Raw genomic sequence first — 21,303 nt, 5'->3', positions numbered from 1 at the left:
GGTTTGAATTTCGAGTTTTTCGTTGTAAAACGGCTTATTAGCACCAAAAAGTATAAAAGTAGCATTTCTGCACCTATAATGAAAATAGCTGTGGTTGCTATTGCTATTGGTGTAATAATGATGCTGATTTCTTTCGCTACCGGACTCGGGCTTCAGGATAAAATCAGGGATAAGATTGCCGCATTTAACGGTCATATCAATATTTCAAATTACGACAATAACAGTTCACAGGTTACGCTGGAACCGGTTTCCACAAACCAGGATTTTTATCCGGAATTTGAAACAGTAGACGGAATTAGCCATATTCAGGCTGTCGCTACAAAATTCGGGGTAATACGCACTGCAACAGATTTTGAAGGAGTAATTGTAAAAGGAGTTGGTGAGGATTATAACTGGGAATATTTTAGGGAATTTCTGGTAAAAGGGAAATTGCCAGCTGTGGACAGTACTTTGAATGATCAGGTTCTGATTTCAGATTATCTGGCGAACCGCCTTCAGCTTAAAGTGGGGGATCAGGCGCCTACATATTTTTTAAGGGCAGATAATGAGCGCCCGCTATTACGTGCTTTTAAAATTACAGGAATTTACGATTCGGGTTTTCAGGAATTTGATGAGCTTTATATGATTGCCGACATCAGGCATATTCAGCGCCTGAACAGGTGGGAAGATGATGAGGTGGGGAATTTTGAAGTTTTCGTACAGAATTTTGATGAAATTGATAGGAAAGGTAATGAAGTATATGAAAATACAGATTCTTTCCTGGATACGCAGACAATTACTCAGAAGTACTACGCGATTTTTGAATGGCTTTCCCTGTTCGATTTTAACATCGCCCTTATTATAGGAATTATGATCCTTGTAGCGGGGATTAATATGATTACTGCTTTACTGGTCCTTATTCTTGAAAGAACGCAAATGATTGGGGTGCTGAAAGCGTTAGGAAGTACAGACTGGATGATAAGAAAAATCTTTCTCTACAATGCCGCTTACCTTATTTTTCAGGGACTGTTCTGGGGGAATCTAATTGGGATTGGTCTGCTGGCCCTTCAGAAATATTTTAAACTTTTTCCGCTGGATCCACGTACCTACTATGTAACCGAAGTTCCAGTTTATCTTCATTGGGATTATATCCTGGCGGTAAATCTGGGTACATTGATATTATGTATGCTTATGTTGTTGATACCTTCAGTAATTATTTCGAAAATTTCACCGGTTAAAGCTATGAAATTTGAATAATTCTAAATATCGGAATACATTTTGCTGATATTTCTGCGGATTTAGAAACAAAACATTCGGGTTCGGGTGCAATTTTTTACCTTTGCCGAATTAAAGAAAAAGCATGGACTATAAAGAAAATATACTAGGAACAATTGGAAATACGCCGATGGTGAAAATGAATAAAATCACCAAGGATATTGATGCACTTGTACTCGCCAAATACGAAACTTTTAATCCCGGGAATTCTGTAAAGGACCGTATGGCCTTGAAAATGGTAGAAGAAGCTGAAGAAAAAGGCTTACTGAAGCCGGGAGGTACCATAATAGAAGGAACTTCGGGAAATACCGGGATGGGACTCGCCCTTGCCGCCATTGTGAAGGGCTATAAAATGGTTTGTGTGCTTTCAGACAAGCAAAGTAAGGAGAAAATAGACATTTTGAAGGCCGTTGGAAGTGAAGTAGTGGTTTGTCCAACAGATGTTGCACCAGAGGATCCGCAGTCTTATTACTCCACATCCAAAAGACTTGCTGAAGAAACTCCGAATTCCTGGTATGTGAATCAGTACGATAATCTTGCTAATACAAAGGCGCACTACGAAACCACTGGTCCTGAAATCTGGGAACAGACCGATGGGAAAGTAACTCATTTTGTGGTGGGTGTTGGAACAGGAGGAACAATTTCTGGAGTTGGAAGATATCTAAAGGAGAAGAATCCGGATATTAAAGTCTGGGGGATTGATACTTATGGTTCCGTATTTAAAAAGTACCACGAAACTGGAGAATTTGATAAAAATGAAATCTATCCTTATGTAACTGAAGGAATTGGGGAGGATATTCTGCCTAAAAATGTTGATTTCAGTATAATTGATGGATTTACAAAAGTGACAGATAAGGATGCCGCAGTTTATACTCAAAAACTGGCAAAAGAGGAAGGTTTCTTTCTTGGAAACAGTGCAGGGGCTGCAGCAAAAGGACTGCTTCAGTTAAAAGAACATTTCACGAAAGATGATGTGGTGGTGGTTTTATTCCATGACCACGGAAGCCGCTATGTTGGAAAAATGTTCAATGATGACTGGATGCGGGAAAAAGGATATTTGGACTAAAGTTCGAATTTAAAGAGTAATAAAAAAGCTGTCTGTGTTTAGGCAGCTTTTTGTTTTTTGCGAGATTTCCTAAAGCTAAGCTGCTGTAAAAAATAGAAAAGGAAAGCACCGCCAAAATATACTATTACGTCCAGAAAATCAGCAGTATATCGGGTGCTTATTTTCGGGAGCACTAGTTCAAAATATATGGCATAAAAGGAAGTGATCGATAAAATGAGAGGCAGGCTTAATTTAATAGAAGCGTCTCTTTTTATATAATGGATAGCTTTTAGGCAGATGGTCAATACGATAGGCATGCAAAGAAAATCATTAAGATAGGAGGTTGTCCATTCGGGGAAAGAAATTCCTGATCTCTTTAGAGTTTCGAATGCAAGGAAAATTAGTACAAATATAGCAAAGGTGATGTGCAGAATTCTCATAGCAAAGCTACCGAAACAATAAAAGCCAACACCAGTGCGATGGCCATCCCGATGACCCAGACAGTATAGCCGGTTCTGGAAATCGCTCTTATAAAAGGATTTTTGTGATCTCTATATGAAGTTTCTTTTGCCTTCTCACCAGATGCGGTAGACTTCCGGCTGGTTCTTTCCTGCCTTAAAATCTTTTCCCTGCTCTTTTCCGGATCGGGTTTCGGGGTGTTGTTTTTTTCTTCCGGATTTTCCATTAATTTATTTTTGCGAAATATCTTTTATAAGATACTTAAAGCCTGTATTCCTTTCAAAATAATTTGTTGTTTTTACAGAAAGTTTAACTTGTCTGGGAAGGACAAGAAAGATGTTGTTTGCTGGTATGTGTTGCTTTCTGATGGCTAGAGCTATATGAATTTAGGTAATTAAAAAGTTTTTAATTGCTGTGAAATAAGTTAATTTGGATTTAAATTTTTCCCATGAGTAGAATATTTACTTTCCTGCTAAGCTTATTTCTTTTAACTGCCTGTAGTTCAACTTCAGATACTGCCAATTCCAATAACATGAATTACAGTTACCTCGCGCTGGGTGATTCTTATACCATAGGGGAAAGTGTAGAGGTGGATGAAAGATGGCCGGTGCAGTTAGTAGAGGCTCTGAGAGAAAGAGGTTATAAAGTTGCCCCGCCAAAAATTATAGCTCAGACCGGCTGGACCACAGAAGATTTATTACGCGGAATTGAGAGTGAACTTAATGTGCAGCGGGATTTTGATCTGGTTTCTATCTTAATTGGAGTAAATAACCAATATCAGAATAAACCTATTGATGAATATGAAATAGAATTGAGGGAAGTGTTTAGGAAAGCTATAAATCATAGTAAAACTAGAGAGAATGGAGTTTTTGCCCTGAGTATTCCAGATTATGGTGCTACCCCTTTTGGAGAGGCGAATGCTGAAGTTATTTCTGAAGAGATCGACGAGTATAATGCTGTGTTTAGACAGGTAGCTGAAGATTATGAAGTAGATTTTTATAATATAACGCCAGTTTCCAGGGAAGCTGAAAGTGACCCAGATTTGGTTGCTCAGGATGGGCTTCATCCCAGTGGATTGATGTATAGATACTGGGTTGAGGATATTGTTGCTGAAATTGTAAAAAAACTTCCGAAATAATATAGGTGCTTGATTTTCAGAAAGATATTTTTGTTATTTTTAGTGCATGCAGGAAGATTTTTTACATTATCTCTGGAAATTTAAAAAGTTTAAATTTCATGAGGCCAGGACAACCGATGGGGAAGAAATTGTAATTTCTGAAGCTGGTATTCATAACAAGCTTTCCGGTCCTGATTTCTTTAATGCAAAAGTAAGAGTAGGAGATCAACTATGGGCTGGAAATGTTGAGATACATATTAAGTCTTCAGATTGGTACGCGCATCATCATGAAACAGATGAAAATTACGATAATGTTATCCTGCACGTAGTCTGGCAACACGATGTCGATATCTTCCGAAAAGATAGTGCACCAATTCCAACTTTAGAGCTGGAAGCTTTGGTGGATCTGGCTGTTTTTCAAAAGTATTATCGCCTTAGCTCTAATAATAAGAAATGGATAAATTGTGAAAACTCTTTTCCTGAAATAGATCAGTTCCAGATAGAGCGATGGCTTGAAAGGCTGTATTTTGAAAGATTGGAGGAAAAATCCTTACTCATAACTGAACTTCTTGAGAAATCAGGGAATGACTGGGAAGCAGTATTATTTCAGCTGCTCGCGAAGAATTTTGGTCTAAATGTAAATGGAGAAGCTTTCCTTAGCATAGCCCGAAGCTTCGATTTTAAAATAATTAAGAAGAACTCAGGAGATAAGGTTGTACTGCAATCGCTCTTACTGGGGCAGGCAGGTTTGTTGGATGGTAAATGTGAAGATCCATATTTTCAGGAGTTGAAAAATAATTTTCAATATCTGAAGCATAAATATTCCCTGGATAATTCCTGCGTGTTAAAACCAAAATTTTTCAGGCTCCGTCCCGATAATTTTCCAACAATACGGTTGGTGCAATTAGCAGAAGTTTACACTTCGCAACACAATTTATTTATGGAAGTAACAAATCCTCTCAACCTTTTAAACCTGGTGAAGAAGTTTCAGGTTGAGGTAGATGGATATTGGTTAAGTCATTATAGTTTTGGACGGAAGCATCGGGAGCGGAGGAAAAAAACCACGGCAAATTTCATTAATTTAATCATGATCAATACTATTGTTCCTTTCAATTTTGTCTATGCAAGCAAAGTGGGAGTGTCTGTAGAATCTGTTGTCGAACTTGCCCGAGCATTAATAGCCGAAGAAAATGCTGTAGTTTCAAGGTTCTATGACTTTAAACCAGATCTTCCGGCAGATGCGCTACATTCCCAGGCATTACTGCATTTAAAAAAGAACTACTGCGACAAAAACAGGTGTATGGAATGTGAACTGGGACTCAATCTTTTACAATAGATTAAAATAATTACTATTTTTGCCTCATGCACAGCTTTATATCTAATACAAGATATTTTTTTGAGAGACATGGATTTTATGTTTCTTCCCGTCTTGCCGATAAAATAGGAATGCGCGCTAAAAGTGTAAGGCTTTTCTTTATTTACGCTTCTTTTTTTACTGTTGGAATTGGTTTTGTTCTTTATCTAATTTTGGCTTTCTGGCTAAAGCTGAAGGATTTGGTTTATACAAAACGAACTTCGGTTTTTGATCTTTAGCTGATTAACTTCGTTAGAGGAGGCTGGAAGTGTAAATCCAGAGATCTATTCTTTAACAATTTCTTTGGAATTTAACTTGTAAAAATTTGAAAAGGGTTAATTTTTTAGCATCTTGCTCCGCGGAAAAATAACTTATCTAAACCTTTACTGACCTTATGAGAAAGTACTTGCTTTCGTTCATTCTTTTATTGCCGCTTTTAACAGGATTTGCTCAGGAACTTGAAGTAGATGCCGAATTAGGAAATCCTTCCAATATAATCAATGATGGGTTTATTGCTCTTGAAGTGTCAGGAGGAACTCCTCCCTATTCCTACAAATGGTCTAATCGAAGCACTCCTCTGGAATCCAATCGTGCCGAGGGATTGGTAGAAGGTATTCCTTATGAAATAGTAATTACGGACAGTAATAATAACACGAGAACAGTAAATTACACTGTAGAAGCAGAAGCTATCACAGAACATTTTAACGGAGCTTTTGTTCCCATTGTGGATAAAATGACAGGAATTCTTTTCTGGGACCCTTTTTCTGCCATAGGAATTTATGACCCTGTTGTATACTCTGATGTGAAAAGAGTGGCGACTCCGGGGTGGGAACCAAATATCCAAAATAAATACGTTTTAAAGGAATGGCTGGTTGAAGAAGGTGCCCATGTGAATAATGGGGATCAAATAGCTGTGGTTACTTCCGCAAAGGAAGGTGATACCAACGTTTATGCAGAGGCAAGCGGGAATGTTAGATACCTGGTGCAGGAAGGTAATGTAATTTACGACTATGAAAATGCACAGGACCTTATAGAAACCGGTGCGCATTTTTTAGCTGAAATTGAATATGATGAGCCGGTTATTCTGGCCCACCCCAACGGCGATCCTCAGACGAATGATATTCCGTTTATTGTAGTTTGGCTGATTTTTGGAGCTGCATTTTTTACTATTAGAATGGGCTTTATAAATATCAGAGGATTTAAGCATGCCCTGGAACTTGCAAAGGGTAAATATGATGATCCCGATGCTCCGGGAAGTATTACCCATTTTCAGGCATTAACAACAGCAGTTTCGGCTACTGTTGGTTTAGGGAATATTGCAGGTGTAGCTGTGGCTGTTTCGCTTGGTGGTGCCGGAGCTACTTTCTGGATGATCATAGCAGGTTTGCTCGGCATGTCTTCAAAATTTGTAGAATGTACCTTGGGTGTAAAATATCGTTTTATTAATTCTGAAGGTAGGATTTTTGGAGGACCAATGAACTATCTGCGTTACGGGTTGGAAAAGCGAAATATGAGAGGCCTTGGGAAATTTCTCGCGGGATTCTTTGCAATTCTTGGTATAGGTGCCTCTTTTGGTGGAGGGAACATGTTTCAGGCCAACCAGTCTTTTGAAATTCTGGAAGGACAATTCTCCTGGCTTGCAGGAAACGGGTTCTGGTTTGGATTGGTAGTTGCCGTTCTTGTGGGAGTTGTAATTATTGGAGGTATTAAAAGTATTGCCAATGTAACCGGTAAGGTTGTGCCATTTATGGCTGGTGTTTACGTTTTGGGAGCTTTAATTGTAATTGGTATTAATATTGAAAATATTGGCCCTGCATTTAGTGCGATTTTTGATGGAGCTTTTAGTCCATCTGCCTTAAAAGGTGGTATAATTGGAGTTATGATTGTAGGTTTCCAGAGAGCAGCCTTCTCGAACGAGGCTGGTGTAGGTTCTGCTGCTATTGCCCACAGTACCGCCAAAACAAATAATCCGCCTTCTGAAGGTTTTGTTGCCTTACTTGAACCATTTATCGATACCGTTGTTGTTTGTACTTTAACGGCGCTGGTTCTAATATTTACCGGAATGCATGAAGTAGAAGGAATAGGAGGGGCTCAACTTACTTCTGAAGCTTTTGCAAGTGTAATTTCCTGGTTTCCTTATGTACTCGCATTGGCAGTATTTCTTTTTGCTTTCTCAACAATGATTTCCTGGTCGTACTACGGGATGAGATCATGGACGTACTTATTTGGAAAAAGTAAGAGAACGGAATTGGTTTATAAACTTCTTTTCCTTGTTTTTGTAGTTCTTGGAGCTTCAGTGAGTTTGGGAGCTGTCTTAAATTTCTCAGATATGATGATTCTGGCAATGTCTTTTCCTAATATTATAGGTTTATATATAATGTCAGGGGAAGTACGTACAGACTTAAAAGAATACTTCAGGAAGTTAAAAGCCGGAGAACTTTTCACTAAGGATGGCAAGCCTAAGACCACCTAAGTCTTTTTACATAATGAAATTTAAATCCCATTTTGTTTTCAATAGAAGCCAACGAAATGGGATTTTTCTTTTGGTATGTAGTATTGTCGTTCTGCAGATCATCTATTTGACTGTGAGTTTTTCTTCTAATGCTGAAGAGGCGCCTCTTTCTTCAGAAGAAATACAGCTTTATCAAGTGAGATTGGATTCTATAAAGCTCGCGCGTGTACAGAATGATTCTGTGAGAAATTTTCCGTTTAATCCGAATTATATAACCGACTTTAAGGGTTATACCCTGGGAATGTCAACCGATGAAATTGATAGACTATTACGCTTTCGGGAAGCTGGAAAATGGATAAATTCTGCTGAAGATTTTCAGGAGGTTACAGGAGTTTCAGATTCTTTATTAAATTTACTTTCTCCTTATTTTAAATTTCCGGAATGGGTAAAAGAAAGAAAAGCTTCCGGAGTAATTTCCGCAGGAATACGACCTGTCGCAACAAAAGATCTTAACTCCGCTTCAGTAGAGGAACTTATTGAGGTGAATGGTATTGGGGAAGTTCTGGCAGCGCGTATTGTCAACTATAGAAGTAAAATTGGCGGCTTTATGGATGATATTCAGTTAAAGGATATTTACGGTCTTAACTATGAAGCAAGAGAAAATTTGCTTCGGAACTACAGGGTTATTGATGCTCCGGATTTTCTTCAGAAGAACATAAATACTATTGGAGTCATTGAGCTTTCTGAAATCCCTTATTTTAATTATGAATTGGCAAGGGAAATTGTCAATTATCGTAAACTGCACGAAGGAATAGCGTCTTTTGAAGAGCTGTCTAAAATAAACGAATTTCCATCAGACAAAATTGACAGGATTAAATTATATTTGACGTTGGATTAAAATAAATAAATGTTAACCCGGTAGTTCTCACCTCTTCTTATGGGGCGGGATTGTTTGACTTTGCTTCTTTAGGAACTAAAGTCTATGAAATGAGTTACTATGAACAATATATATTTTACAGAGGAGCATCAACTTTTTCGAAAAAGCTTTCAGGATTTTCTTCAGAAGGAGGTAGTTCCGCATATAGATAAATGGGAGGAGACCGGTACAATTGAAAGGTTTATCTGGAAGAAATTTGGGGAAATGGGCTATTTTGGTCTAAATCAGCCAGAAGAATTTGGAGGATTAAATCTCGATATTTTCTATACGATTATTTTCCTGGAAGAATTGCAAAAAATTGACTCCGGAGGGTTTGCTGCAGCAATGTGGGCGCATGCTTACCTGGCAATGACCCATGTTAAAGCCGAGGGTAATCAAGAAATTAAAGAGAAATATCTTACGGCTAGTATAAATGGAGACAAAATTGGTTGTCTTTGTATTACAGAACCTTTTGGAGGATCTGATGTGGCCGGAATGAAGACTACGGCAGTCAAAAAGGATGATAAATATGTTATAAATGGATCTAAAACATTTATAACTAACGGAGTATATTCAGATTATCTTGTGGTTGCTGCAAAAACAAGTCCGGAGAAGGGTGACAAAGGGATGAGTATCTTTATTATGGATCGTGATACGCCCGGAATTTCAGCTACAAAACTTGACAAATTGGGCTGGAGGGCTTCTGACACTGCGGAATTGTCATTTGATAATGTGGAGATCCCGGTTGGAAATCTAATGGGTGAAAAAGATAAAGGTTTCTCTTACATCATGCAGCATTTTGCGATGGAAAGGCTAATCATGGGAGTAAATGCCCATGCCCGTGCAGATTATGCTTTGGATTATGCGATAAATTATATGTCTGAAAGGGAAGCTTTTGGAAAAACCATAAATAAATTTCAAGCTTTAAGACATACAGTGGCCGAAATGGCCAGCGAAGTAGAAATGTGCAGGGAATTTAATTATTCTATAGCGAAGAGGCTGGGAGAAGGTCAGTACGTTGTAAAGGAAGCCAGTATGTCTAAATTGTTATCTACAAAAATGGCAGATAAAGTGATTTATGATGCATTGCAGATGCTGGGAGGTTATGGTTATATGGAAGATTATCCCCTTGCCCGGCTTTTTAGGGATAGCAGATTGGGCCCTATTGGCGGCGGTACCTCTGAAATTTTAAAAGAAATTATTGCTAAAATGGTAATTGACAAAAAGGAGTATAAGCCGGCAGCGAAGTAGATTTTGGAGTTCAAAGTGCTGAATTCTCTTTTATGGTGTCATTGTTGTGAGTCATTATCTGGACTATTTCAAAATCTAAATATTTAGAATTATTTACAAAAGAGGGTGACCAAAAATGCCAATTTTCGATCTTCAGTAACTCTAGAGGTTCCTTTTGAAATGGTTTTTAATTCAAAATTTAAAGTTCAGCATTCAATTTGATTTTAATTTAGAGGATGCTCAAAAAAGTCAAATATCGATTTGTGGTACCTTTTTCGATACTTTTAAGTAAAAAGGATCGAAAATAAAACAAATAATAATTGCGGGTTTGTATAAATGATCTATATTTGCAGCCTTAAATAATTTTTAAAGAAAGGAGGTGACACTATGTTAATAATACCAGTAAAAGACGGAGAAAATATTGATAGAGCGCTGAAGCGTTTTAAGAGAAAGTTTGATAAAACCGGAACGATGCGTCAGTTGAGAAGCCGTCAACATTTCACAAAGCCGTCAGTAGAACGTAGGGCTCAAATCCAAAAAGCTGAATATATTCAGCATCTAAGAGATCAGGAAGAGATCTAGAGTAACTTCTGCGTTGCAGAAACTATTTCGTATTTCTTTCTCTTAGAGAGGAATGATTAAAAGCCTTGGAAGTCCTGCTTCTTTGGTATGAATATATTAACTGTTGGTAAATTAAAGTTTTATAACTTTGTTTACCAACAGTTTTTTTATGTCTTATCCTCAGTTTCTTGATTATCTTCAGCTTGAAAAGAATTATTCGGCTCACACTGTAAAGGCTTATAAAAAGGATCTGGAGTCTTTTTCAGAATTTATCCTTCAGGAATACGAGGAGGAGAATATTGCCGAGGTAAGTTATCAGGAAATCCGGAATTGGATAGTTAATCTTGTTGACAGCGGAATATCCAACCGCAGTATAAATCGGAAAATATCTTCTTTAAAAGCTTATTACCGTTTTCTTCTTAAAGCCAAACACATAGAGTTTTCACCTTTGGCAAAGCATAGAGCTTTAAAAACTGGTGGGAAGGTGCAGATTCCATTTTCGGAAACAGAGGTGGAGAATGTGCTGGATACCTTTGAGGCTAATGATTTTGCTGGTGCTCGTGACAAGCTTATTGTTGAACTTTTTTATTCTACTGGAATCAGGCGTATTGAATTAATACAACTTCAGCTTAAGGATGTAGATGTCCGGAACCGAATGTTAAAGGTTTTAGGTAAGAGGAACAAAGAGCGATATTTGCCATTATTACCCTCTGTTCTTAAAAGTATGGAAGCTTACCTGGATAAAAGAGTAGTCGTGGCAGGGGATACCGGAGTGGACTATTTTTTCTTGACTGATAAAGGGAAGAAACTCTATGAAAGTTTTGTTTATCGGCTTATTAATAATTACTTTAGTAAGGTTTCTGGTAAGCTAAAGAAGAGTCCACATATTTTAAGACATTCATTTGCGACTCATTTATTGAACCAGGGTGCTAATTTAAATGCTGTAAAAGAGTTGTTGGGTCATTCTAGTCTTGCGTCAACGCAGGTTTATACCCATAATAACATTGCAGAATTGTCTAGAGTGCACCAATTAGCCCATCCCAGGAACAAGAAAGATTAAACCGACTATTGTTTAACTTAAATTTTATAGGAGATGAAAGTAAATGTGCAATCCGTCAACTTTAATGCTGATAAGAAACTGGTAGATTTTATCCAAAGGAGATTAGATAAATTAGAGAACTACTATGATAAAATTGTATTTGCAGATGTTTATCTGAAGGTTCAGAATACGAGTGGCAAGGAAAATAAAATAACTGAAATTTTACTAAGCATTCCCGGGGGTGACATCATGGTGAAAAAGACCTGTAGAAAGTTTGAAGAATGTGTTGATGAATGCGTTAGCTCCCTGCAGCGGCAACTAATTAAACGAAAAGAAAAAATGAGTACTCATGTTTAAGTATTTTTTTATTTAAATGTTTTGAGAAATAAATAATTTAATTACATTTGCAGTCCGTTAGAAATAGCGGGCTTTTTTATTGAAGAAAATAGTGAAAAGGCCGATGTAGCTCAGCTGGCTAGAGCAGCTGATTTGTAATCAGCAGGTCGTGGGTTCGAGTCCCTCCATCGGCTCTGAAATTTTGAAGTTTTATTATAAAAACTTTTGTTTTAAGAAGCTGATTTTAAATTAGCTAAAAAAAAGTTCTGAAAAATTTTGGTCAAATGCTTTGGATGGTACTGTAAAATTATATTTATTTGCAGCCGCAAAAAATACCATCATAAAGCAGAGTCGGTAAAACGGCTTTGGTTCTATGAAATACTGAAATATTAAATTGGGGAGATACTCAAGCGGCCAACGAGGGCAGACTGTAAATCTGCTGTTTTTAACTTCGCAGGTTCGAATCCTGCTCTCCCCACAAAAATTTTAAATGAAGCGGTTGTCAAAAGCTTGCTTTTGTAAAACTGCAAATTTAAAATTTGTGTTCGGGGCCACCCGAACGGATCATCGAGCGTAGCTAGGTAATCCCAATGATGAAAATCGTAATATGGAAATGCGGGAGTAGCTCAGTTGGTAGAGCGTCAGCCTTCCAAGCTGAATGTCGCCGGTTCGAACCCGGTCTCCCGCTCAATTAGAGGAGAGGTGTGCATAAAGAGCGGCCTTTCATTCTAGAAAGTCTGGAACTTTGAGTTCGTGATGGCTTTGTGAAGAGGTGAAAATTTAACGGAGAGTTTAATTTTTTCTTCAAAACTATTTCGGGAAAAGGAATGATTAAGAGTTTGTTTTTCTGTTTTGTTTATTTGCAGGCTCAGGATTTAAGAACAGAAGGTAGTGATGCTTTCTGTGTTGTTGTAGATTAAATTTAACCTAAAGACCTAGCGAGGTTTGGGGTTATTTTTGTTGTTTACAGAAAAATGGATTGTGAGCCGGGGCATTGAAAAAAAGCCCCTTTAAAAGCCGACGTAGCTCAGGGGTAGAGCGTTTCCTTGGTAAGGAAGAGGTCACGAGTTCAATTCTCGTCGTTGGCTCTTGTTTTTGTATAAAATTGAACACTAATATATAACTAAGAATAAATAAGTATTAATTATGGCAAAGGAAACTTATGATCGTTCCAAACCGCACCTTAATATTGGGACAATTGGACACGTAGATCACGGAAAAACAACTTTAACTGCAGCGATTACACGAGTAATGGCTGATGCTGGTTATTCAGAAGCGAGTGCTTTTGATCAAATTGACAATGCTCCTGAAGAAAAAGAAAGAGGTATTACCATTAACTCTTCACACGTAGAGTATTCAACTGCAAACCGTCACTACGCTCACGTTGACTGTCCTGGTCACGCCGATTATGTGAAGAACATGGTTACTGGTGCTGCTCAAATGGACGGTGCTATTCTTGTGGTTGCGGCGACAGATGGTCCTATGCCACAAACACGTGAACATATCCTTTTAGGTCGTCAGGTTGGTATTCCAAGAATCGTTGTATTCTTGAATAAAGTTGACCTTGTTGATGATGAGGAGCTTCTTGAGCTGGTTGAAATGGAGGTTAGAGATCTTCTTTCTTTCTATGAGTATGACGGAGATAATGGTCCTGTAATTTCAGGTTCTGCTCTTGGTGCTTTAGAAGGGGATGAGAAATGGTCTAAAACTGTTCTTGATTTGATGGAAGCTGTAGATAGCTGGATCGAACTGCCTGAGCGTGATGTTGATAAGCCTTTCTTGATGCCTATCGAAGATGTTTTCTCTATTACAGGTCGTGGTACTGTAGCAACAGGACGTATTGAAACTGGTGTTGCTAATACCGGAGATCCTGTAGAGATTATTGGTATGGGAGCTGGAAAACTTACTTCTACTATTACTGGGGTTGAAATGTTCCGTAAGATATTGGATAGAGGTGAAGCTGGAGATAACGTTGGTATTCTTCTTAGGGGTATTGAGAAATCTCAAATATCACGAGGGATGGTAATTACTAAACCGGGTTCTGTAACTCCTCATGCTAAATTTAAGGCTGAAGTTTATATCCTTAAAAAAGAAGAAGGTGGACGTCACACTCCATTCCATAACAACTACCGTCCACAGTTCTACGTACGTACAACTGATGTGACAGGAACAATTAGCCTTCCTGAAGGAGTTGAGATGGTAATGCCAGGTGATAACCTTACAATTACTGTTGAGTTAATCCAGGCTATCGCTATGAACCAGGGACTTCGTTTTGCTATCCGTGAAGGAGGTAGAACTGTAGGTGCTGGTCAGGTTACCGAGATTCTAGATTAATTTATAATTGATTATATAAAAGGTATCCCGCGTCAAATCGGGGTACCTTCCTTTATATATCTACGGGTTTAGCTCAGTTGGTAGAGCACTGGTCTCCAAAACCAGGTGTCGGGAGTTCGAGTCTCTCAACCCGTGCAAAAAGAAAATATTTCCTTTATTGGATTTTTATTTTCAGGATATCTAGAAAAAAATATGGCGAGATGCCTGTCCTGAGAGAAGTCGAAGGTAGTCTCTCAATCCGAGCAAATAAATCAAGAAATGGCAGGAATTGTTAATTACATATCAGAATCTTATAACGAGTTAAAAAACCATGTTACCTGGACAAGCTGGCCTGAAGCACAACGCTTAACCATCTTGGTTGCTGTATTTTCCATTATTTTTTCATTGGCAGTTTGGGGTGTTGATTCTTTGTTTAGCTCTGTAATTGAGCAGTATTTCGAATGGATTAAATCATAAAAAACTACAAATGACAGAGGTAAAGGATAAAAAATGGTATGTTGTTCGTGCCGTTAGTGGTCAGGAAAATAAAGTTAAGGATTATATAGAAAGAGAAATTGCTCACCACGGCCTGGAGGATCAGGTAGACCAGGTCCTTGTTCCAACCGAAAAAGTTATACAAATAAGAAACGGAAAGAAAGTTAACAAAGAACGTGTTTACTTTCCGGGGTATATTATGGTGCAGGCAAATCTTATAGGGGAAATTCCTCATATTATTAAAGGTATAAATGGTGTGATAGGTTTTCTTGGAGAAACTAAAGGTGGTGATCCTGTGCCTCTTAGAAAATCTGAAGTTAACCGGATGTTAGGTAAAGTAGATGAACTTTCTGTTAAGTCAGATAATGTTGCTATACCATTTACTATAGGTGAAACTATAAAAGTAATTGATGGTCCTTTTAACGGCTTTAATGGAACTGTTGAGAAGATTAATGAAGAAAAACGTAAGCTCGAAGTAATGGTGAAAATTTTCGGAAGAAAAACACCGTTGGAATTGAGCTACATGCAAGTAGAAAAAGTATAACAATATTTGTTACATATTTTTTGATAGTTTTTTAAAGCTTCCACTCTAACAAACTATCACCTAAAAATTTAGAAAATGGCAAAAGAAGTAAGTAAAGTTGTAAAACTACAAGTTCGCGGAGGTGCTGCTAACCCTTCACCACCAGTTGGACCTGCTTTAGGTGCTGCCGGAGTTAATATCATGGAGTTCTGTAAGCAATTTAATGCCAGGACACAGGATAAACAAGGTAAAGTGTTGCCTGTTGCGATTACAGTTTATGGTGATAAGTCTTTTGACTTTGTTATCAAAACTCCGCCTGCAGCAGTACAATTGTTGGAAGCATCTAAATCTAAAAAAGGTTCGGGAGAACCTAACAGAAAAAAAGTAGCTAGTGTTTCTTGGGATCAGGTTAGAGCTATTGCAGAGGATAAAATGCAGGATTTAAATGCATTTACTGTAGAGTCTGCTATGAAGATGGTTGCCGGAACAGCACGTTCAATGGGAATAACTGTAAAAGGTAGCGCACCGTTTTAATCCTAAAAGAAATTAAGAAATGGCAAAAGTAACTAAAAAGCAAAAAGAAGCGCAATCTAAAATCGAAAGCGGTAAGCTTTACTCGGTGGCAGAAGCTTCAGCTTTAATAAAAGAAGTTTCCAACGAAAACTTTGACGCTTCTGTGGATTTGGCTGTTCGTTTGAACGTAGATCCCCGTAAAGCAAATCAAATGGTAAGAGGTGTGGTAACACTTCCTCACGGTACCGGTAAAGATGTAAAGGTCCTTGCGCTTGTAACTCCAGATAAAGAAGAGGAAGCAAAAGAAGCCGGTGCAGATTTTGTTGGATTGGATGAATACCTTGATAAAATCAAAGGTGGCTGGACAGATGTTGATGTTATTGTCACAATGCCTAGTGTTATGGGTAAATTAGGTCCACTTGGTCGAATTCTTGGTCCAAGAGGTTTAATGCCTAACCCAAAAACCGGTACAGTAACTATGGATATTGGAAAAGCAGTATCTGATGTTAAGGCTGGTAAAATTGACTTTAAAGTTGATAAAACAGGTATTGTTCATGCTGCAGTTGGTAAGGCGTCTTTTAATGCTGAAAAAATTGCTGGGAACGCAAGAGAATTATTAACTACGCTGGTAAAGTTGAAGCCTCAGGCTGCCAAAGGTGTCTATATAAAGAGTATTTATATGGCTAGCACCATGAGCCCGAGTGTGGCAATTGACACTAAAAGGTTTACTGAGCAATAATAAGTTATTATGACAAGAGAAGAAAAATCACAAGTAATAAAAGATTTAACTGCCCAGTTAGCTGATTCTCCAACCATCTATTTAGCAGATATTTCTGGATTAAACGCTGGAGCTACTTCTAATTTAAGAAGAGCTTGTTTTAAGGCAGATATCAAGCTATCGGTAGTTAAAAATACATTATTAGCGAAAGCCATGGAGGCAACTGATAAGGATTTTGCTGATCTCCCATCAGTGCTTAAAGGCAATACCTCAATAATGTTATCTGAAACCGGAAATGCTCCGGCAAAAGTTATAAAAGAATTCAGAAAAAAATCTGATAAGCCTCTTCTTAAAGGAGCTTTTGTAGAGGAAGCTGTTTATGTAGGCGATAATTACCTGGATGCCCTTGTAAATATCAAATCTAAGGAAGAAGTTATTGGAGATATTATCGGATTGTTGCAATCACCTGCTAAAAATGTTGTTTCAGCACTTAAATCTGGTGGCGGTAAAATAGCCGGAATTCTGAAAACCCTTTCTGAAAAAGAAGGATAATTACGTACGCACTTTTTAACAATTATAAATTAAAGAACTTTTTAAAAACGATAGAAAAATGGCAGATTTAAAAGATTTCGCAGAACAATTGGTTAACTTGACTGTAAAAGAAGTTAATGAGTTAGCTGATATTCTAAAAGAAGAATATGGTATTGAGCCTGCTGCTGCAGCTGTTGCAGTTGGTGGTGGTGCTGCTGGTGGTGAAGAAGCCGCTGAAGAGCAAACTGAATTTGATGTAATCCTTAAAGCTCCGGGAGGTGCTAAGCTTGCAGTAGTTAAACTTGTAAAAGAACTTACTGGTCTTGGTCTTAAAGACGCTAAGGGATTAGTTGATGGTGCACCTGCTCCAGTAAAAGAAGGTGTTACTAAAGATGAGGCTGAAGCATTAAAAGCACAGTTAGAAGAAGCAGGAGCTGAGGTTGAGCTTAAATAAGCTTGACAAAAGCAATATTATTTAGGTTTAGGCCTCAGGATTCGCTCCTGAAGGTCTAAACCCTTTTGCGTATATAACGGCACAGTCCTTGTAACGCACCTATATATATAACAAATTATAATTCCGTCCATAGATGTTAGCAAAGCAAACTGAAAGATTGAGTTTCTCTTCTGTAAAGAACAGGCCTGATTATCCTGACTTTTTGGATATCCAGATCAAGTCATTCCAGGACTTCTTTCAATTAGAAACCAAATCAGAAGAGCGGGGAAATGAAGGGCTGTATAATACCTTCTTAGAGAACTTCCCAATTACGGACACCCGTAACCAATTTGTACTAGAATTTTTAGATTATTTTGTGGACCCGCCAAGATATTCCATTCAGGAATGTATTGAGCGTGGTTTAACTTACAGTGTTCCGCTTAAAGCCAGATTAAAGCTTTATTGTACAGATCCGGAACATGAAGATTTTGAAACCATCGTACAGGACGTTTATCTGGGAACTATCCCATATATGACCCCAAGCGGTACTTTCTGCATCAATGGTGCAGAACGTGTAGTTGTATCTCAATTACACCGTTCACCAGGGGTTTTCTTTGGACAATCATTCCATGCTAATGGAACAAAACTTTATTCTGCCCGTGTTATTCCTTTTAAAGGATCATGGATAGAATTTGCTACCGATATTAACAGCGTGATGTACGCTTACATCGATAGAAAGAAAAAATTACCTGTTACAACGCTTTTCCGTGCTATCGGATTTGAGCGTGATAAAGATATTCTTGAAATCTTTGATCTTGCAGAAGAAGTAAAGGTTTCGAAAACAGGTCTTAAGAAAGTATTGGGTCGTAAACTTGCGGCTCGTGTATTGAATACCTGGTATGAGGATTTTGTTGATGAGGACACTGGAGAGGTAGTTTCAATTGAACGTAATGAAATCGTTCTTGACCGTGATACAGAACTTGAAAAAGATCACATAGAAGAAATCCTTGAAACTGGTAGTAAGACTATCCTTCTTCACAAAGAAGATAATTCTACCGGTGACTATGCGATTATTCACAATACATTGCAAAAAGACCCTACCAATTCAGAAAAAGAAGCGGTAGAACACATTTATCGTCAACTACGAAATGCAGAGCCGCCAGATGAGGAAACAGCTCGTGGTATTATCGATAAATTATTCTTCTCAGATCAGCGTTACAGCCTTGGAGAAGTTGGTCGTTACCGAATGAACAAAAAACTTGGTCTTGATGTGGCTATGGATAAGCAGGTGCTTACCAAAGAAGACATTATTACCATTGTTAAATACTTAATCGAGCTTATAAACTCTAAAGCTGAGATTGATGATATTGATCACTTGTCTAACCGTCGTGTTAGAACTGTAGGTGAGCAATTGTCTCAGCAGTTTGGTGTTGGTCTGGCCCGTATGGCACGTACTATTCGTGAGCGTATGAACGTTCGTGATAATGAGGTGTTTACGCCGATAGATTTAATTAATGCGAAGACCTTGTCTTCTGTTATTAATTCTTTCTTTGGAACAAACCAGCTATCTCAGTTTATGGACCAGACGAATCCTCTTGCAGAGATTACGCACAAGCGTCGTCTTTCCGCACTTGGGCCAGGTGGTTTATCGAGAGAAAGAGCAGGATTTGAGGTACGTGATGTTCACTATACACACTACGGAAGACTTTGTCCTATAGAAACTCCTGAAGGTCCAAACATTGGTTTGATATCTTCGCTGGCAGTTTATGCGAAGGTGAATGGAATGGGCTTTATCGAGACTCCATATAGAAATGTTACCGATGGTAAAATAAATCTTTCAGAAGAGGCTGTATATTTTAGTGCAGAGGAAGAAGAAGGAAAGAAAATTGCCCAGGCAAATATTCCTTTGGAAGAGGATGGAACCATTACTTCTGAAAGAGTTATTGCGAGGATGGAAGGTGACTTCCCGGTTGTAGATCCAAAAGAGATCCATTATACCGATGTTGCACCAAACCAGATTGCATCTATTTCGGCTTCATTGATTCCGTTCCTGGAACATGATGATGCCAACCGTGCATTGATGGGATCTAACATGATGCGCCAGGCAGTGCCATTATTGAGAGCTGATTCTCCTATTGTTGGAACAGGTCTTGAAAGACAGGTTGCTACAGATTCCCGTGTATTGATAAATGCTGAAGGAGAAGGGGAAGTAGAATATGTAGATGCCAACCAAATTACTATTAAATACGATCGTACAGAGGAAGAGCGTATGGTTAGTTTCGACAGCGATTCTAAAACTTACGATCTTATAAAATTCAGAAAAACCAACCAGGGTACTTCAATTAACCTTAAGCCAATCGTTGCTGTAGGTGATAGAGTAACCAGAGGTCAGGTTCTTTGTCAGGGTTATGCTACTGAAGCGGGGGAACTTGCTTTGGGTAGGAACATGAAGGTTGCCTTTATGCCCTGGAAAGGATATAACTTTGAGGATGCGATTGTAATTTCTGAAAAAGTAGTTAGAGATGATATTTTCACCTCTATCCATATAGATGAATATTCACTGGAAGTTCGTGATACCAAATTGGGTAACGAAGAACTGACCAATGATATTCCAAACGTTTCTGAAGAGGCTACAAAAGACCTTGATGAACACGGGATGATAAGAATTGGTGCCGAGGTTAAACCTGGTGACATTCTTATTGGAAAAATTACTCCAAAAGGAGAAAGTGATCCTACTCCTGAAGAAAAATTATTAAGAGCAATCTTTGGTGATAAAGCAGGTGATGTGAAAGATGCTTCTTTAAAAGCCTCTCCATCACTTAGTGGGGTTGTGATTAACAAGAAACTCTTCGCCAGGGCTATTAAAGACAAGCGTAAAAGAGCTCAGGATAAGGAGGATATTTCGGCTTTGGAAATGAAGTACGAAACTAAGTTTGCTACTCTAAAATCTGATCTGGTAGATAAATTATTTGCCATCATTGGAGGGAAAACTGCACAGGGAGTTCAAAACGACTTAGGGGAAGAAGTAATGCCAAAAGGTAAGAAATATACTCTTAAGATGTTAAATGCTGTAGATGATTATACACACCTTACACAAGGTACATGGACTACAGATGATCACCTTAATGCATTAGTAGCAGATCTTCTTCATAACTATAAGATTAAAGAAAATGACCTTCAGGGTAACTTAAGAAGAGAGAAGTTTACCATCTCTGTTGGAGATGAGCTTCCTTCAGGTATTCTTAAACTTGCTAAAGTTTACATCGCTAAGAAACGTAAACTGAAAGTAGGAGATAAGATGGCTGGACGTCACGGTAACAAAGGTATTGTTGCAAGAATTGTTCGTCAGGAAGATATGCCATTCCTTGAAGATGGAACTCCGGTTGATATCGTACTAAACCCACTTGGGGTACCTTCACGTATGAACATCGGTCAGATCTATGAAACTGTGCTCGGTTGGGCAGGACAAAAATTAGGTAAGAAGTATGCTACCCCTATTTTTGACGGTGCAACTATAGACCAAATCAACGAACTTACAGATGAAGCTGGAATTCCAAGATTTGGACATACCTACCTGTTTGATGGTGGTACAGGGGAACGTTTTGACCAACGTGCAACTGTAGGTGTAATTTACATGTTGAAATTAGGACATATGATCGACGACAAAATGCACGCTCGTTCAATTGGACCTTACTCCTTGATTACACAGCAACCGCTTGGTGGTAAAGCACAATTTGGTGGACAGCGTTTTGGTGAGATGGAGGTTTGGGCACTTGAGGCTTATGGAGCATCAAGTACGCTAAGGGAAATCTTAACTGTTAAGTCTGATGACGTGATAGGAAGGGCTAAGACTTACGAAGCAATCGTTAAGGGAGAGCCTATGCCGGAACCGGGATTACCAGAATCTTTTAACGTGCTTATGCATGAATTAAAAGGTCTTGGTCTGGATATTAAGTTAGAAGAATAATCTACTGTTTTAAAATACACGGGTGCGCTACTGGCGCGCCCTTTAAA

20 protein-coding genes and 5 tRNA genes are annotated in these 21,303 nt (G+C 38.3%); 24 read left to right on the top strand and 1 reads right to left on the bottom strand.

Annotated elements, in window-relative coordinates:
* The first annotated feature begins 3 nt into the window (after window positions 1–3).
* Together RM549_RS02155 and RM549_RS02150 are read left to right on the top strand one after the other, a co-directional pair.
* The gene (locus tag RM549_RS02155; protein WP_311680199.1) at window positions 4–1,236 is read left to right on the top strand and encodes an ABC transporter permease; all 1,233 of its coding nucleotides are present in this window, start codon (window positions 4–6) and stop codon (window positions 1,234–1,236) included.
* 103 nt (window positions 1,237–1,339) lie between these two features.
* A complete protein-coding gene (locus RM549_RS02150) occupies window positions 1,340–2,320 on the top strand; it encodes a PLP-dependent cysteine synthase family protein (protein ID WP_311680197.1) in 981 nt (326 codons plus the stop codon).
* A gap of 415 nt (window positions 2,321–2,735) precedes the next feature.
* Here RM549_RS02150 and RM549_RS02145 read toward each other — a convergent pair whose 3' ends face one another.
* Window positions 2,736–2,984 (bottom strand): hypothetical protein, encoded by a 249-nt coding sequence (locus tag RM549_RS02145; protein WP_311680195.1) that lies wholly within the window; start codon window positions 2,982–2,984, stop codon window positions 2,736–2,738.
* 222 nt (window positions 2,985–3,206) lie between these two features.
* Here RM549_RS02145 and RM549_RS02140 point away from each other — a divergent pair, with 222 nt between their 5' ends.
* The 22 genes from RM549_RS02140 (at window position 3,207) to rpoB (ending at window position 21,256) form a co-directional block, all read left to right on the top strand.
* Window positions 3,207–3,896 (top strand): SGNH/GDSL hydrolase family protein, encoded by a 690-nt coding sequence (locus RM549_RS02140; RefSeq protein WP_311680193.1) that lies wholly within the window; start codon window positions 3,207–3,209, stop codon window positions 3,894–3,896.
* A 46-nt stretch (window positions 3,897–3,942) separates the two neighbouring features.
* Window positions 3,943–5,211, top strand: coding sequence for a DUF2851 family protein (locus RM549_RS02135; RefSeq protein ID WP_311680191.1), 1,269 nt, complete (start codon window positions 3,943–3,945; stop codon window positions 5,209–5,211).
* 26 nt (window positions 5,212–5,237) lie between these two features.
* Window positions 5,238–5,468, top strand: coding sequence for a PspC domain-containing protein (locus tag RM549_RS02130; RefSeq protein WP_311680189.1), 231 nt, complete (start codon window positions 5,238–5,240; stop codon window positions 5,466–5,468).
* A 155-nt stretch (window positions 5,469–5,623) separates the two neighbouring features.
* Complete coding sequence (locus RM549_RS02125) at window positions 5,624–7,702, top strand: amino acid carrier protein (RefSeq protein WP_311680187.1); 2,079 nt, start codon at window positions 5,624–5,626, stop codon at window positions 7,700–7,702.
* A 13-nt stretch (window positions 7,703–7,715) separates the two neighbouring features.
* On the top strand, window positions 7,716–8,579 hold the full coding sequence (locus RM549_RS02120) for a ComEA family DNA-binding protein (RefSeq protein WP_311680185.1): 864 nt from the start codon (window positions 7,716–7,718) through the stop codon (window positions 8,577–8,579).
* Between the two features lie 99 nt (window positions 8,580–8,678).
* Window positions 8,679–9,848, top strand: a complete 1,170-nt coding sequence (locus RM549_RS02115; protein ID WP_311680183.1) for an acyl-CoA dehydrogenase family protein — start codon at window positions 8,679–8,681, stop codon at window positions 9,846–9,848.
* A 366-nt stretch (window positions 9,849–10,214) separates the two neighbouring features.
* The gene (gene rpsU / locus RM549_RS02110; RefSeq protein WP_311483079.1) at window positions 10,215–10,409 is read left to right on the top strand and encodes a 30S ribosomal protein S21; all 195 of its coding nucleotides are present in this window, start codon (window positions 10,215–10,217) and stop codon (window positions 10,407–10,409) included.
* Window positions 10,410–10,557: 148 nt separating this feature from the next.
* On the top strand, window positions 10,558–11,448 hold the full coding sequence (locus tag RM549_RS02105; RefSeq protein WP_311680181.1) for a tyrosine-type recombinase/integrase: 891 nt from the start codon (window positions 10,558–10,560) through the stop codon (window positions 11,446–11,448).
* 33 nt (window positions 11,449–11,481) lie between these two features.
* On the top strand, window positions 11,482–11,784 hold the full coding sequence (gene hpf / locus RM549_RS02100; protein ID WP_311680179.1) for a ribosome hibernation-promoting factor, HPF/YfiA family: 303 nt from the start codon (window positions 11,482–11,484) through the stop codon (window positions 11,782–11,784).
* 99 nt (window positions 11,785–11,883) lie between these two features.
* Window positions 11,884–11,957 (top strand) — tRNA-Thr (locus RM549_RS02095).
* A 202-nt stretch (window positions 11,958–12,159) separates the two neighbouring features.
* A tRNA-Tyr gene (locus RM549_RS02090) sits at window positions 12,160–12,241 on the top strand.
* Between the two features lie 137 nt (window positions 12,242–12,378).
* Window positions 12,379–12,451 (top strand) — tRNA-Gly (locus RM549_RS02085).
* Between the two features lie 328 nt (window positions 12,452–12,779).
* Window positions 12,780–12,851 (top strand) — tRNA-Thr (locus RM549_RS02080).
* A 58-nt stretch (window positions 12,852–12,909) separates the two neighbouring features.
* Window positions 12,910–14,097 carry an elongation factor Tu gene (gene tuf, locus RM549_RS02075; RefSeq protein ID WP_311496156.1) on the top strand — a complete coding sequence of 396 codons (1,188 nt, stop codon included), beginning with the start codon at window positions 12,910–12,912 and terminating at the stop codon, window positions 14,095–14,097.
* Between the two features lie 62 nt (window positions 14,098–14,159).
* A tRNA-Trp gene (locus RM549_RS02070) sits at window positions 14,160–14,232 on the top strand.
* 123 nt (window positions 14,233–14,355) lie between these two features.
* Window positions 14,356–14,553 (top strand): preprotein translocase subunit SecE, encoded by a 198-nt coding sequence (gene secE / locus RM549_RS02065; RefSeq protein ID WP_311680178.1) that lies wholly within the window; start codon window positions 14,356–14,358, stop codon window positions 14,551–14,553.
* A gap of 10 nt (window positions 14,554–14,563) precedes the next feature.
* Window positions 14,564–15,115 carry a transcription termination/antitermination protein NusG gene (gene nusG / locus RM549_RS02060; RefSeq protein WP_311680177.1) on the top strand — a complete coding sequence of 184 codons (552 nt, stop codon included), beginning with the start codon at window positions 14,564–14,566 and terminating at the stop codon, window positions 15,113–15,115.
* Window positions 15,116–15,190: 75 nt separating this feature from the next.
* Window positions 15,191–15,628: a 50S ribosomal protein L11 gene (gene rplK / locus RM549_RS02055; protein WP_311496159.1), complete on the top strand. Its 438-nt coding sequence runs from the start codon at window positions 15,191–15,193 to the stop codon at window positions 15,626–15,628.
* Between the two features lie 19 nt (window positions 15,629–15,647).
* Window positions 15,648–16,346: a 50S ribosomal protein L1 gene (gene rplA, locus RM549_RS02050; protein ID WP_311680175.1), complete on the top strand. Its 699-nt coding sequence runs from the start codon at window positions 15,648–15,650 to the stop codon at window positions 16,344–16,346.
* A 9-nt stretch (window positions 16,347–16,355) separates the two neighbouring features.
* The gene (rplJ, locus tag RM549_RS02045) at window positions 16,356–16,877 is read left to right on the top strand and encodes a 50S ribosomal protein L10 (protein WP_311483087.1); all 522 of its coding nucleotides are present in this window, start codon (window positions 16,356–16,358) and stop codon (window positions 16,875–16,877) included.
* A 58-nt stretch (window positions 16,878–16,935) separates the two neighbouring features.
* Window positions 16,936–17,310 carry a 50S ribosomal protein L7/L12 gene (rplL, locus tag RM549_RS02040; protein WP_311680173.1) on the top strand — a complete coding sequence of 125 codons (375 nt, stop codon included), beginning with the start codon at window positions 16,936–16,938 and terminating at the stop codon, window positions 17,308–17,310.
* Between the two features lie 133 nt (window positions 17,311–17,443).
* Window positions 17,444–21,256, top strand: coding sequence for a DNA-directed RNA polymerase subunit beta (gene rpoB / locus RM549_RS02035; RefSeq protein ID WP_311680171.1), 3,813 nt, complete (start codon window positions 17,444–17,446; stop codon window positions 21,254–21,256).
* Window positions 21,257–21,303 lie beyond the last annotated feature (47 nt).

The organism is Autumnicola patrickiae, assembly GCF_031846525.1.
In the GTDB taxonomy this organism is placed as follows: domain Bacteria; phylum Bacteroidota; class Bacteroidia; order Flavobacteriales; family Flavobacteriaceae; genus Autumnicola; species Autumnicola patrickiae.
This window is presented reverse-complemented; position numbering and strand designations above follow the sequence as displayed.